Below are 13,557 nucleotides of genomic sequence, written 5' to 3'. Positions count from 1 at the left end.
ACACATCCACTTTCTTACAACGACTCCAGATTGCCGTTTCACTAAAACTTCTTATCAGGCTTCCACCTTCCCTGACTCGCTAGCAAAGAATACATTTAGCTACTATTGATCCTTCAATGTCGTCCATATTTTTAAGATTATATTACCCCAATGGAGGAATATAAGTCAATGGACGGTAGCTCTTTATTGTTAACACCTACTATAAAAAAGTTATTAAATATGATATTTTTACATAAAATAATTGACAAATGGAGGTTATGAAAATATAATTATATTTAAATCACCAACTATAAAATATATAGCAACTTACATTAAGTAATTAATATAAATGGAGGAATGAAATATGACAATGTCAAAATGGACTGTTGACACAGCACATAGTAGTATTGATTTTTCAGTAAAACATATGATGGTATCTAAAGTAAAAGGAGCTTTTCAACAATTCTCTGCTGTAGTTGAAGCTGATCCAACAAACCTAGAAACAGCAAACATCGATTTCAGCATTGATGTCGCAAGTATCGACACTAGAAATGCAGATCGTGATAACCACTTACGCTCTGCTGATTTCTTTGATGTTGAACAATATCCAACGATGACCTTTAAAGCAAACAAAATTGTGAAAACAGGTGAAGATGAATACAATGTTACAGGTGATGTTACACTTCATGGCGTTACACGCGAAGAAACATTTGCAGTGACATTCGAAGGATTAGCAAAAGATCCAATGAGTGGAGCGGAAAAAATCGGCTTCAGTGCTAATGGAAAAATCAAACGCAGCGACTATGGTTTAACTTGGAATGCAGCTCTTGAAACTGGCGGTGTCCTAGTTGGAGATGAAATAAAAGTAGCTATTGAAATCGAAGCAGCGAAGGAAGCGTAAAAAGAGGCTGGGACATAACTAGCTTCAAATAGTGAAAAAGTTGAATTTGAGCGAACTCAAATTCAACTTTTCCTATTTTTGTGTGTTAATTCTTCTATTACCGTAGTTGTTTGGCCGTGAATTTTCTTAAATTCACGGCCATTAATGCGAGTCCCATTTCATTTTCTACCTTCGATTTTCCTCGTACAGAAAATCGAGTGAAACGTAAATTAGCCTTCAAGAATCCAAAAACTGGTTCCACATCGATTTTGCGTTTTCGATAGATGGAGCTCGTTTTCTCTTCTGAAAGCTTCGCTCTCACATATACTTTTTGTTGTTCCCATTGTTCATTCACCATTAGTTTTCGATTGTTGCCTTCTTTCGCTTTTGTACATGATGAACGGAATGGACATCCCGAACAGTCCTCACACTCGTAGATCTTGAACCTTCGTTGGAATCCCGTACGATCAGTACGGACAGAATGATATTGAAATTCAAGACGTTTCTGGTTAGGGCATATATATGTATCTGTTTCTTCACAATACTGCCAGTTGTCGGGATTCAATGGGTTTTGTTTGTACTTTTTCTTTTGCTCCTTCAAATACAGATTATACGTAATCAGTGCTTCTCGTTTTCTGTTCAAAAGGATATCATTATAGTTTTGTTCACTACCATAACCTGCATCTGCGACAATATGTTTCGGTAACACGAAATAATGGTTCTCGATTTCATCAAGAAATGGAATTAACGTACGTGTATCTGTTGGGTTTGAAAATAAACTATAGGCAAGCGTGTATTGCCCTTCTGTTGCGATTTGTACATTGTAACCAGCTTTCAATTGTCCGTTTTGCATATAATCATCTTTCATTCGCATAAATGTCGCGTCCAGATCTGTTTTGGAATAGCTATTACGTGTGCCTAAAATTTCAAAGTCTCGTTGATATTTTTGTTTTCGTAAGACAAAATCAATCAACTGTTTACGCACTTGTTTCGGGTATTTGCGTTCACTTCTTAAAGCTTTTCGTTCTGGAACGTCTGATGATTCCTTAATTTGTTTATCATACTCAGCTACGACATTGTCCACTTTTCCTACCAATTGAGCGAGCTCTTTCAATGATAATTGTTCATCACCTTCCCGTTCAATTTCAGGTATAATTTCGTTCTCAAGTAGCTCGTTATATAGCTGGTTTGACCTTTCAATTAAACTGTGATGATATTTCTCAATCGATTTCTTCCAGACAAACGTAAATTTATTCGCATTTGCTTCAATCTTTGTACCATCAATAAAAATTGCTTCTTGATCGATTAGTTTTTCTTCGATTAATTGGCAACGAAATTGGACGAAACATTGGCGAATTAATTCTTTCACATCTGAATGAACACGGAATCGATTGATTGTACGGTAGCTTGGTTCATACCCTTGTGATAGCCACATCATCCGGATACTGTCTTTTAATAGGGCTTCAATTTTTCGCCCTGAAAAGACAGATTGGGTGTAGGCACATAAAATAATTTTAAGCATCATGCGTGGATGATAAGCAGGATAGCCCTCATTTCGCAGAAATGGTTCGAAAACTTCATGAGGAATACTTTCAACTAGATGATGGATATGAAAGGCAATATCATTTTTTTGTAATTTTACTTCTAAATCTAAAGGCAAAACTAATTGATTCATGGTATAATTTTTAAACATAAGGATCCTTCTTTCTGTATAATTTTGTTGTGGTGACTTAATTTTATCAGAAGTGGTCCTTATTTTTGTTAAAAAAATAATCAAAGCCGGTGAAATTTTACTTGTCGTAAAATTTCACCGGCTTTTTCATCTCAGAGGTGGGTTTTGTCCCAGCCTCTTTTTTAGGCTGCCACGTATAGTTGATTGCTCTTGTCAAAAGCGATTTAGCAATTATTATGGAGCTTGTAGCTCTTTTCTCAGTGGAATGAGAGGTGTAACGTTATAACTACATCTAAATAGAAACTATGTTTGAGAAAAGAGCCATTTTTTACAATTCCATGTCATTGCGGTCTATAACTTGACGTTTCAAACTACATTATGTAAAACTTACGTTAAATTAGAAACTATAATGGTAAAGGTGTGCAATTATGGCAAAGTCAAAAAAAGCTAATAAATCAGGAAGTTCATTTTTTTGGATCGTTATTGTAGTAGCTGTAGTCTTACTTGCATTAATTGTATTTTTAAGTAAACAATCTTCTGATGAACCAAAACAGGACGAGACCTTCTCATTTGATTATAGTAATCAGCCATTTGAAGGTGATGAAAATGCCCCAGTTGAAATTGTTGAATTTGGAGATTACAAATGTCCAGCTTGTAAAGATTTTAATGATACTGTCTATCCAGTGATTCAGAAGGATCTTATTGAAACAGGTAAAGCCAAATTATATTTTATGAACTATCCATTCATTTACAAGGATTCGGAACGCTCAGCACAATTTGCTGAAACCGTTTATCAAGAACTTGGAAATGATGTATTTTGGAAATTCCATCATCTTCTGTATAGCAAACAGCCTAAAGAAGAAAAAACTGATTTCTTTACTCTCAAAGTCCTTAAAGATTCATTAGCTGAATTGGTGAATGAAGCAGATGTAAAGAAAGTGGAAGAGGCATTTAAAAATAAGGAATATAAGGATGCATTAGCAAAAGATCGATCCTATGTGAGCGAATTAAAAATCGACTCCACCCCTTCCCTCTTCATCAATGGAAAGAAATTCACAGGCAGTTCCTATGATGAATTTATTCAAGAAGTGAAAGATGCGGCTAAAAAATAATAATAAAAAAAGAAACGCTTGATTTTTCAAGGGTTTCTTTTTTTATTAACTCTTATTGATCAATTGTTTTAATAGTCATAAATATTCTTGAGAAAACATCTAAAATGTTTACCTCATTTACAGTATCATTATATAAACCATATCCCCAAGATTTCTCAGTATCATTTGATAGGTGGTAATATCCAGAGGCATATTCACCTGAATCTGTATCTGGAAATGCTTCATATTCAATTTCTGCTTCAATGAAAGGTACATGGGACTTTTTCGATTCAATAAAGAAAAATGGAATACCATAATTTTTATAGATTTTTGCATATGGAGCTCTAGCTGCTTCTATTAAATGCTCCTTCATAATAAAGATTGCATCATATTTTGAGGATAGATTTCCTTTTCTTATATCATTTAAATCGATGTTTTTAAAAACAATGTTCCTTTCCCGAACATCAGGTATTTTACCAACAACACCAATAGTCAAATCTCGCCCTTCATATAACGGGCTATCCTTGACCTCATTTTTATCCATACTACAAGCTGCTAACGTGGATATCAACAAAAAGAGCAGTATAATTTTTCTCCTCATTTAACCCTCCCGAGTCCATACTTTTTCCTAATAATAGCATATATTCCCACAGGAAAATTCACCTAAATATCTTTGAAGCTAATAAAAAAAGCACAAATCGAAGTTTTTTTGGAGTACTATGATGGTTACAAAAAGTAATGTTAATGTTTGTTATTCTTTTCACGGAAACGAGCGGAGCTTAAGTAAAGAGATTTATTATAAAAATTTGGAAAAAGACACATACTAATTTGGTATTGTTTTTCGTGAAGGAAACATTTTTAGTTCATGATTAAAACCGTAGATTCACTCAACTATCTTTCTCTAGACCCACCAACACTGCGTTTGTTATGATACAAAGGCAACGTTAAAAAGTTACAAAAGACCGTTTTTTTTGATTGGGGTGTTTTACATTGGGGAAAAGGGAAGCCATTGCTAAAAAAATTGCATGGATTAGTGTATGGAGTAATATCCTCTTAACCTTAGGGAAAATGATTATAGGCTGGTATGCACATAGTGATGCCGTATTTGCTGATGGAATCCACTCTGCTGCTGATGTGTTCGCCTCTGTCATTGTTCTATTAGTTATTAAAATTGCAAACAAACCTGCAGATAAAGAACACCCATATGGACACGGAAAAGCAGAAGTCATTGTATCTGGAATTGTTGGTATTTTATTGTTGTTAGTAGCCCTTTATATTGTTTATGAAGGAATTAGTGGCTTCTTCCACCCAATAGAGACACCTAATATTCTAGCAATGTATGTTGCAATCTTTTCTTATCTGTTTAAGGAATTCTTATATCGTTCCTCTATGAAAGTAGCTAAAGCTCATAATAGTAAAGCGATTGAAGCCATAGCATTTGATCATAAAGCGGATATAGTTGCTTCGATTGCTGCAGCCATAGGGGTATTATTATCGGTTATTGGAGAAAAAACTGATATTACGATTTTACTTTATGGTGATAAGGTAGCCAGTATCTTTGTTGCATATTTAATCTTTAACATTTCAAAGGAATTACTCAGTGAGGCATTTAATATCCTTTTAGAAAGAAATATTGATATGGATACACTCCAAGATTTTGTAACCATTATTTCTACATTTAAGGATGTCAAACGAATCGATAAAATCCGTGCTAGAGACCATGGCCACTATATTCTTGTTGATTTGAGAATTTCTGTTGATCATAGTAAAACAATAAAGGAAGGTCATGATCTTGCTAGAGAAATTAAACACGCACTGATGAGCAACTACGATAATATTCAAGAGGTGCTTATTCATTTAAATCCTTATTACACGAATGAGGAAAAAGAATAAGTAAGACGAAGCTGTCTATACTGAGGTCTACCCTCTTTACCTTTTAGACAGCCCGTCTGTAGTCCTTATTTCTTCTAGAGATTCCATTTTATTAAGAGACCTGCATGTGTGAGTCCTCCACCAAATCCGTACATTAAAAGAGTCTCTCCGTTCTTTACTTTTCCTTCTTTTATAGCTAAATCCAATGCTAAAGGAATAGAAACGGATGATGTGTTTCCAAAGTATTGCATACTAGTTAATGTCTTCTCCAGCGATATTCCTGTTCTATCACATACAGTTTCGATCATTCTAAGGTTCGCACTGTGCGGGATGAACCAGTCTACCTCATTTAGCGACATGCTGTTTTTTTCCAATAATTGCTCGATTCCTTCTGGTAATGTTCGAGCAACCCATTTATAGACTTCTCTCCCGTTCTGCACCATCTTCTTACTATCGATCAGCTCCTGCCCGTGCATTGTTGTCGATAGATGCGTTCGATAGACATTTTGCCCTCCATCACCATTCGTACCAAGGTGACTTCCAATAAAGCTAGGATTTACCTCGTCAAATTCAACTAAAGCAGCTGCAGCACCATCCCCAAATAAAATACATGTCGAGCGATCCTGATAATCTGTTACTTTCGTTAATGTTTCAGTTGCCACCACCAAGACTTTCCGATGTAGACCTGAAGTAATCAAACCATTCGCTACATGTAAGGCATAAGTAAATCCTGCACATGTGGCGTTTAAATCGATGGCACCTGTTTGTGGAATATGGAAATGATCTTGAATTTGACAAGCTACACTCGGAAAAGCGTAATCAGCTGTCGTTGTAGAGACGATGATGAAGTCAATGTCTTGAATATTCTTTTGGTAGTTTTCCGCTAAATTTTCAATCGCTTTAAATGCTAATGATGAAGCGAATTCATTCTCCTCTGATATTCTTCTTTCTTTCATACCAGTCCTTTGGACAATCCATTCATCATTCGTATCTACTAACTTTTCTAAATCAGCATTGGTTAGTTTCTTCTTTGGCACATAAGTTCCAATTGCTGTAATTCTTGCCGTTGACTTCATTTTAATCCTCCCCTTTTCTAACACCTAATATTATTATCTAATATTAGTACCTGGTATTAATTATGTCAAATTTGTTTGTAAAGTTTGTGTAAATAAAAAGGGTTTTTTCCAATATACATGGAATGAACACATTATCAATTGAAAGAAGGTGAACGAATGATTCAGAGTCATCAGGCGAAACAAATAGATACTCATCCTGATCGACCATTATCTACATGGAAATTATTTTTATCACTACCGATTTTGTCTTGGGCCTTATACGATTTTGCTAATACGATATTTTCCTCCAATATCAACACCATCTTTTTCCCATTATTTCTTGAGCATGCAGTTGGTGGAAATGCGGTAATGAATCAAATTGCTAGTACGTTTATTTCTTACGCGAATGCAGCAGCAAGCTTTTTCTTAGTTATCTTTTCACCACTTTTCGGAACAACTATTGATCGAACCGGAAAAAAGAAAAGTTGGATTGTCTGGTTTACGTTAATCACCGTAATCGGTACCTTATCAATGGGGGTATTTGCTTATTATCAAGTACCCGGTCAATTGTTTAATCTTCCTATCTCACTGATTCTTGTTATTATTTCTTTTGTCATTGCAAAGTTCTTTTATCATTCTAGCCTCGTCTTTTACGATTCAATGATTTCCGATTTAGCTCCTAAGTCGCAAATACCTTTAATATCTGGATTTGGTGTAGCGGTAGGATATATTGGGACATTACTTGGTTTAGGCGTATATCCTTTTGTCGGAGATGATGGGTACCATATTGCATTTTTACTCACAGGGGCATTATTCTTTCTATTCGCATTACCTCTATTCTTTTTTTCTAAAGATAAAAAAGTCATACAAAAACCTGATCATGCAAGTTTTTTATCAGGTTATAAAGACATCATTGCTACCTTTAAAGAAATGAAGAATTACAAACCAGTCTTTACATTTATGATTTCATACTTTTTCTTAAATGACGCGATTGCAACAGCTATTGCTATGATGGCCATTTATACGAAGGCTGTCGTAGGATTTACAACAGGCGAATTTATTTTACTGTATTTAGTCTCCACCGTATCCAGTATTATTGGGTCATTTATATTTGGATTTATTACAAAAGCTCATGGTACTAAACGGGCCGTACTCTATGTTGGGATATTAATGTGTTTAGCTCTACTTGTTGGAAGTATTGCCACAGCAAAATCAATGTTTTGGGTTGCCGGAAGTATGTTTGGAGTGAGTCTTGGTGCTATGTGGGTCACCTCAAGAACCTATATTGTTGAACTCAGTCCAGAAAACAAGCGTGGGCAATTCTTTGGACTATTCGCCTTCTCTGGAAAGGTTTCATCCATACTTGGTCCCCTATTGTATGGATCGATCACCTGGATTTTTGCAGGTTACGGAAATTTAGCCAGTCGCTTAGCAATGGGATCTCTTATTATTATGACGTTCATAGGAATATTGGTACTATTTAAAGTTAAACCTGTCAAAAATTAGGAAAGTTTGATAGTTCACTTGATATGACAAGTGAACTTTTTTGTTCGGACTTTTGGAATTGATCAGTTGGAGAGTATTTTTTGTGGGATTAAGTTTACTTTTTGAGGGGATTCGTTGAAAATAATGGGTACTGTAACCTTTTTATCAGGTTTTCTCTCTTTTTTTGTCAGGTCCTATTAGGATTGATTGGTTTTATAACTTTTTTAATAGGTTTTCCTTCTTTTCTGTTTGGTTTATCCTTCTTTTTCGTAGGTTTCTCTCTTTTTTTGTCAGGTTCTATTCAGATTGGTAGGTTTTAGAACTTTTTTATCAGGTTCTTCTTCTTTTTTGTTTGGTTTATCCTTCTTTTTCGTTGGTCTCTCTCTTTTTTTGTCAGGTTCTATTCAGATTGGTAGGTTTTAGAACTTTTTTATCAGGTTCTCCTTCTTTTTTGTTTGGTTCATCCTTCTTTTTCATTGGTCTCTTTCTTTTTTTGTCAGGTTCTATTCAGATTGGTAGGTTTTAGAACTTTTTTATCAGGTTCCTCTTCTTTTTTGTTTGGTTTATCTTTCCTTTTCATTGGTTTCTCTCTTTTTTTGTCAGGTCCTATTTATATTGATGCGTTTTGTAACTTTTTTATCAGGTTCTCCTTCCTTTTTGTTTGGTTTATCTTTCCTTTTCATTGGTTTCTCTCTTTTTTTGTGAGGTCTTATTGATAATGTTAGGTTTTAGAACTTTTTTATCAGGTTCTTCTTATTTTTTGTTTGGTTCATCCTTCTTTTTCGTTGGTCTCTCTCTTTTTTCGCGAGGTCCTATTCGTACTGATAGGTTTTATAACCTATTTTACGGGTGCTTCTTCTTTTTTGTTTGGTTTCATCCTTCTTTTTAATGGCTTTACATATAAATAAACAATACAGTTTCACAAATATTCCCTCTCAAAGAAGGATTTTTTTGGGACCTAATAGAATATTAATCTAACAGTAAAAGGAGTGATTTTATGATTGTTAAAGAGTTAACCATTCCATACAAATTATTAATGGATGTTGCCTTATTAAGGCGTCTTCGACCTACTCATCCTAAATTAGCTATGATTGAGGAAGATTTAACTAGACGTAAAGTGGGGTATCGTGGTGAGCAAAATCTTCTCTATCATTTAGGATTTTTACCTCCCCAAAATCAAAAAATTTTTTTTGGACTCCGTTTACCATTTGAAGATAAAACCTTCCAAATTGATACCCTTATTCTAACTCCCTCATTTATTCTCATTATCGAAGTAAAAAATTATTCAGGAATATTACTTTTCGAAAAACATTCTGATCAATTAATAAGAATTTATCAAAATAAGGAGGAAACATTCCCTAATCCAATTTTTCAGGTACAACGACATCATATACTGTTTGATCGGTTTCTAAAACATTACAACATTCCAAATGTCCCAATTGAACACATTGTTATTATTAGCCATTCAACCACACAAATTAAAACAGCTTCTGATAATCTTCATATCTATGAAAAGGTTCTTCACTCCGAAAAAATCATTTCCAAAATGGCGGAACTCCATCAGAGACATAAACAAAACAAACTTAAAAATCATCATCTACAGAAGGTCTCACAACTATTACTTGAACAGCATAAACCCGAGGTACCAAATTCTAATGAGATTTTTGACATTTACAAGGACGAGATTATAAAGGGGGTATGTTGTCCAGTTTGTCGAGCCTTTAAAATGGTTCGAAAACACGGAAAATGGGTATGTTCACGCTGCCATACAAGTTCTAAAGAAGTACATAAACAAGCTATTCTTGATTATCTCCTTTTAATAGAACCTTCCATTACAAATAAAAGTTGCCAAGACTTTCTTGATTTATCTAATCCCAGTCTTGTACACCGACTTTTATCATCCATGAAGCTACCCTCCAAAGGTAATGATGGTGGAAAAAAATATTTACTCCCCACTCCAGCATATTTCCAAGAACAATATGGTTTTTAATAGATGAATGCCAATCCTAACTACTTCCTGGATATATAAAAAATGACATTTGTCATCTCATAAACATGACATTCCTTACTAAAAGCATCTCATTATATTTTTTAAACTAAGACTATAAGTTACGGAGGTGCATTATCAATGAATGAAATTGTCAATGTCAATCAGGTTTCAAAAGCCTTTCAGGATAAGCATGCGGTAAAAGAAGCTTCTTTCTCAATAAATAAAGGAGAGATCGTTGCCATACTGGGACCAAATGGGGCTGGAAAAACAACAACTATTTCGATGATGCTCGGTCTACTGAAGCCTACTTCTGGAGAGGTTCGTTTGTTTAATCAAAATCCAGATGATAAAAGCGTACGAGAAAAACTGGGGATTATGCTCCAAGAAGTAAGTGTCATGCAGGGGCTAAAGGTACGAGAATTACTTGATTTAGTCAGACAGTACTATCCCAAGCCACTCTCACTAGAAGAAGTGATTGCTTTAACGGGTTTAACTGAAAATGATTTAAAAACACGCGCGGAAAAATTATCGGGTGGTCAAAAGCGGCGTGTAAGTTTTGCACTCGCTCTTTCCGGAAATCCAGAGCTAATTATTTTAGATGAACCAACTGTCGGAATGGATATTTCTTCACGAAACCGTTTCTGGAAAACGATTCAGACGTTATCTAAGAAAGGCAAAACGATTATTTTTACTACTCATTATCTTCAAGAAGCTGATGATGTGGCGGAAAGGATTATTTTATTCAATAACGGAAGTATTATTGCTGACGGTACTCCAATAGAAATAAAAGCAAGACTGACGAAACAATTTGTTTCATTCCACACTACTTCTGGATCAATTAATAAGCTTTATGGACATTCCGTTATAACTGCTATTTTTGAAAAAAATGATCGAGTATATGTTCAAACAGATGATACGGATGCAGTATTAGCCCTCTTGTTTTCAGAAAATATTGGGGCTCATCATATACAAATTGAACGAGGAAAATTGGAAGAAGCATTTGAACAACTAACAACTGAGCATAAGGAGGTCATTTAAATGAGACTGATATGGTTACAATGTAAAGCTGAAATATTAAGGGTGTTGCGAAATCCCTATTTTGTTTTTTGGTCCCTTTTAATGCCAATCGTATTCTATTTCATTTTTACAAAGGTCGTCAATACTGGAGCACCTGATGCTGAAGCATGGCATGCACATTATTTAATGTCAATGACTGCCTTTAGTGTCATGGGTTCATCAATTATGACCTTAGGAATCAGGATTGTGCAAGAAAAATCGCAAGGATGGTCCACCTTTATGAGGTTGACGCCACTGCCTGATTCTGTCTATTTCTTTGGACAAATGATTGGTCAAACAGTGATCCACATTCTTTCAATTTGTGTTATTTTTATCGCAGGAGCGATTATTAATGGCGTTTCTTTAACTTTATTTGAATGGGTAATGAGTGGACTATGGATCTTAGTTGGCTCGATTCCTTTTCTAGCATTTGGTACGATTATTGGATCAATGAATAAAGTTGAAACAGCATCCGGGATTAGTAATGTTCTTTATATGGTTTTAGCCGTTTCAGGTGGTATGTGGATGCCAATGGAGATTATGCCCAAAATGATGCAAGCTATCGGAAAATGGCTTCCTTCCTATAATTATGGAAATGGTGCATGGCAAATTGTTCAAGGAAATTTGCCAGAATGGAAAAATATTCTCGTTTTATTCTGTTATTTTGTCGCTTTCATGCTACTATCAAAATATATAAGAAGAAAACAAGAAGCGGTGTGATCATGAATGATTCAATTAAAAAGCTTAAGGTTTCAGATATTCCCTAAGAGATATGGTTTTTTCCCTTACATGTTTCTTGTGTATTTAGCTCTTCCTGTCTTTTATATAGCTGGCGAAACTGGTTTAAGGAGAATCATTGGATTTATTCTTCTAGGTATATTTTTATTCACCTATCGTCAGCTATACTTTTCAGTTTCTAATGTTGTTGCTTTTTCCTACTGTTTAGCCATACAAATGGCAATTGTATTTTTGTTTAGTATGTTTTATGATCCTAACCTATTATTCATGGGGTTCTTTCCAGCTAATTTTATTGGATGGTATTTTGATAAAAAGAAATTTAAGATTGCACTTATTAGTTTTATCTTAATGGAGTTAATACCGGCTTTCTATCACGGTCTATTCTTTTCAACGAATACTCTCTACATTTTGCCGTTTTTAGTGATTATGATCTTATCTCCATTTGGCATTCGTTCCATGAATAAGCGGATGGAGCTTGAAAAGCAGTTAGATCAAGCAAATGAAAAGATTAAAGAGTTGGTTAAACGGGAGGAACGGACACGTATTGCCCGTGATCTACATGATACACTCGGGCATACCTTATCCCTTATTACATTAAAGAGTCAGCTTGTAGAAAAATTGACTAAAATCGATCCAGAAAGAGCACAAATAGAAGCAAAGGAAATAGAAAAAACATCAAGATCTGCTCTTAAACAAGTACGTGAGCTTGTAACTAGCATGCGCGCCATTACGATTGCGGAGGAACTCATTCAAGTTCAAGAAATATTACAAGCGGCAGGAATTGCCTACCATCACGAGGGTTTAACTGACTTATCTAACATCCCTCCATTGACGCAAAATATCATTAGCATGTGTTTAAAGGAAGCTGTAACAAATGTTGTCAAACATAGTAAAGCAAAGAACTGTTCCATTACAATCCAATCTACTACAGATAGCCTTCGCTTTATCGTTAAAGATGATGGAATTGGATTAAACAATAAAAATGAAAATGGGAATGGCTTAAAAGGCATGGAGGAACGACTTTCTCTTATTGATGGCATTCTACTACTCTCACATCAAAAAGGAACGAGCCTAGAATTACAGATACCTATTATCAAAAAATTAGAGAAGGAAGGTGCTGTCGTTTGATACGAATCTTTATCGCAGAAGATCAACGGATGTTGCTCGGAGCACTCGGATCATTACTAAATCTTGAGGAAGATATGGAGGTTATTGGTCAAGCTACAAATGGTGAAGAAGCACTTTCCTCTATTTTAAAGTTGGATCCAGATATCTGTCTGATGGATATTGAAATGCCCGTAAAAAGTGGTTTGGATGTGGCAGAAGCTCTAAAAAAAATAAACAATCCAACTAAAATCATCATATTAACGACCTTTGCACGACCCGGTTATTTTGAACGTGCGATTAAAATTGGTATTGATGGTTATTTACTTAAAGATAGTTCCATTGAGGATCTATCCGATGCCATTCGCCAGGTGATTTCAGGAAAACGAATGTATAGTCAAGAATTGATGTTTGATCTCATTAGAGAAGAAAATCCTTTAACACCTCGTGAACAAGAAATTTTAAAATTAGCAGCCGAAGGAAAAACAACAAAGGAAATTATGGCCGCTCTTTTCTTGTCCTCAGGAACAGTACGTAACTATATTTCTGAAATCATTCAAAAATTAGAAGCAAAAAATAGAATGGAAGCCATTACTATCGCTCAAAACAAGGGTTGGATCTAACATGAAAGAAAC

At 35.0% G+C, this 13,557-nt stretch carries 12 protein-coding genes; 9 read left to right on the top strand and 3 right to left on the bottom strand.

All coding sequences use genetic code 11. The features are described 5' to 3' along the window. Window positions 1-343 precede the first annotated feature (343 nt). Window positions 344-880, top strand: a complete 537-nt coding sequence (locus MHI39_RS02100) for a YceI family protein (RefSeq protein WP_058004174.1) — start codon at window positions 344-346, stop codon at window positions 878-880. 97 nt (window positions 881-977) lie between these two features. Here MHI39_RS02100 and MHI39_RS02095 read toward each other — a convergent pair whose 3' ends face one another. Beyond that, window positions 978-2,552, bottom strand: coding sequence for an IS1182 family transposase (locus MHI39_RS02095; protein WP_058006960.1), 1,575 nt, complete (start codon window positions 2,550-2,552; stop codon window positions 978-980). Between the two features lie 407 nt (window positions 2,553-2,959). Between MHI39_RS02095 and MHI39_RS02090 the strand changes: the two genes are divergently transcribed. Continuing rightward, window positions 2,960-3,643 carry a thioredoxin domain-containing protein gene (locus MHI39_RS02090; RefSeq protein WP_058004175.1) on the top strand — a complete coding sequence of 228 codons (684 nt, stop codon included), beginning with the start codon at window positions 2,960-2,962 and terminating at the stop codon, window positions 3,641-3,643. Between the two features lie 52 nt (window positions 3,644-3,695). On the opposite strand, the gene MHI39_RS02085 is transcribed toward MHI39_RS02090, so the two are convergent. After that, the gene (locus tag MHI39_RS02085) at window positions 3,696-4,223 is read right to left on the bottom strand and encodes a hypothetical protein (RefSeq protein ID WP_058004176.1); all 528 of its coding nucleotides are present in this window, start codon (window positions 4,221-4,223) and stop codon (window positions 3,696-3,698) included. A 389-nt stretch (window positions 4,224-4,612) separates the two neighbouring features. Between MHI39_RS02085 and MHI39_RS02080 the strand changes: the two genes are divergently transcribed. Beyond that, window positions 4,613-5,515, top strand: a complete 903-nt coding sequence (locus MHI39_RS02080) for a cation diffusion facilitator family transporter (protein ID WP_278892434.1) — start codon at window positions 4,613-4,615, stop codon at window positions 5,513-5,515. A 74-nt stretch (window positions 5,516-5,589) separates the two neighbouring features. Here MHI39_RS02080 and MHI39_RS02075 read toward each other — a convergent pair whose 3' ends face one another. Beyond that, the gene (locus tag MHI39_RS02075) at window positions 5,590-6,570 is read right to left on the bottom strand and encodes a ketoacyl-ACP synthase III (protein ID WP_278892435.1); all 981 of its coding nucleotides are present in this window, start codon (window positions 6,568-6,570) and stop codon (window positions 5,590-5,592) included. 156 nt (window positions 6,571-6,726) lie between these two features. On the opposite strand from MHI39_RS02075, the gene MHI39_RS02070 reads away from it, so the two are divergent. The 6 genes from MHI39_RS02070 (at window position 6,727) to MHI39_RS02045 (ending at window position 13,545) form a co-directional block, all read left to right on the top strand. Continuing rightward, window positions 6,727-8,055 carry an MFS transporter gene (locus MHI39_RS02070; protein WP_342540607.1) on the top strand — a complete coding sequence of 443 codons (1,329 nt, stop codon included), beginning with the start codon at window positions 6,727-6,729 and terminating at the stop codon, window positions 8,053-8,055. Between the two features lie 976 nt (window positions 8,056-9,031). After that, a complete protein-coding gene (locus tag MHI39_RS02065; protein WP_342540606.1) occupies window positions 9,032-10,024 on the top strand; it encodes an NERD domain-containing protein in 993 nt (330 codons plus the stop codon). 138 nt (window positions 10,025-10,162) lie between these two features. After that, entirely contained in the window at window positions 10,163-11,062 is a 900-nt protein-coding gene (locus MHI39_RS02060) for an ABC transporter ATP-binding protein (RefSeq protein ID WP_259548680.1), read from the top strand. Further along, a complete protein-coding gene (locus tag MHI39_RS02055; protein ID WP_342540605.1) occupies window positions 11,063-11,800 on the top strand; it encodes an ABC transporter permease in 738 nt (245 codons plus the stop codon). 6 nt (window positions 11,801-11,806) lie between these two features. Then, window positions 11,807-12,946 (top strand): sensor histidine kinase, encoded by a 1,140-nt coding sequence (locus MHI39_RS02050; protein ID WP_342540604.1) that lies wholly within the window; start codon window positions 11,807-11,809, stop codon window positions 12,944-12,946. Continuing rightward, window positions 12,943-13,545: a response regulator transcription factor gene (locus MHI39_RS02045; RefSeq protein ID WP_071977334.1), complete on the top strand. Its 603-nt coding sequence runs from the start codon at window positions 12,943-12,945 to the stop codon at window positions 13,543-13,545. The genes MHI39_RS02050 and MHI39_RS02045 overlap by 4 nt, the downstream gene beginning before the upstream one ends. The last annotated feature ends 12 nt before the right edge of the window (window positions 13,546-13,557 follow it).

It is taken from the genome of Heyndrickxia sp. FSL K6-6286, from assembly GCF_038630395.1.
GTDB lineage: Bacteria > Bacillota > Bacilli > Bacillales > Bacillaceae_C > Heyndrickxia > Heyndrickxia oleronia.
Note: the sequence above shows the minus strand (reverse complement) of the source record. Positions and strands in the feature narration are given on the sequence as shown.

Bases quoted from the DNA above. Each gene is read 5' to 3' on its own strand.
- MHI39_RS02100 (WP_058004174.1), top strand. From the start codon at position 344: ATGACAATGTCAAAATGGACTGTTGACACAGCACATAGTAGTATTGAT.
- MHI39_RS02095 (WP_058006960.1), bottom strand. From the start codon at position 2,552: ATGTTTAAAAATTATACCATGAATCAATTAGTTTTGCCTTTAGATTTA.
- MHI39_RS02090 (WP_058004175.1), top strand. From the start codon at position 2,960: ATGGCAAAGTCAAAAAAAGCTAATAAATCAGGAAGTTCATTTTTTTGG.
- MHI39_RS02085 (WP_058004176.1), bottom strand. From the start codon at position 4,223: ATGAGGAGAAAAATTATACTGCTCTTTTTGTTGATATCCACGTTAGCA.
- MHI39_RS02075 (WP_278892435.1), bottom strand. From the start codon at position 6,570: ATGAAGTCAACGGCAAGAATTACAGCAATTGGAACTTATGTGCCAAAG.
- MHI39_RS02070 (WP_342540607.1), top strand. From the start codon at position 6,727: ATGATTCAGAGTCATCAGGCGAAACAAATAGATACTCATCCTGATCGA.
- MHI39_RS02065 (WP_342540606.1), top strand. From the start codon at position 9,032: ATGATTGTTAAAGAGTTAACCATTCCATACAAATTATTAATGGATGTT.
- MHI39_RS02060 (WP_259548680.1), top strand. From the start codon at position 10,163: ATGAATGAAATTGTCAATGTCAATCAGGTTTCAAAAGCCTTTCAGGAT.
- MHI39_RS02055 (WP_342540605.1), top strand. From the start codon at position 11,063: ATGAGACTGATATGGTTACAATGTAAAGCTGAAATATTAAGGGTGTTG.
- MHI39_RS02050 (WP_342540604.1), top strand. From the start codon at position 11,807: ATGATTCAATTAAAAAGCTTAAGGTTTCAGATATTCCCTAAGAGATAT.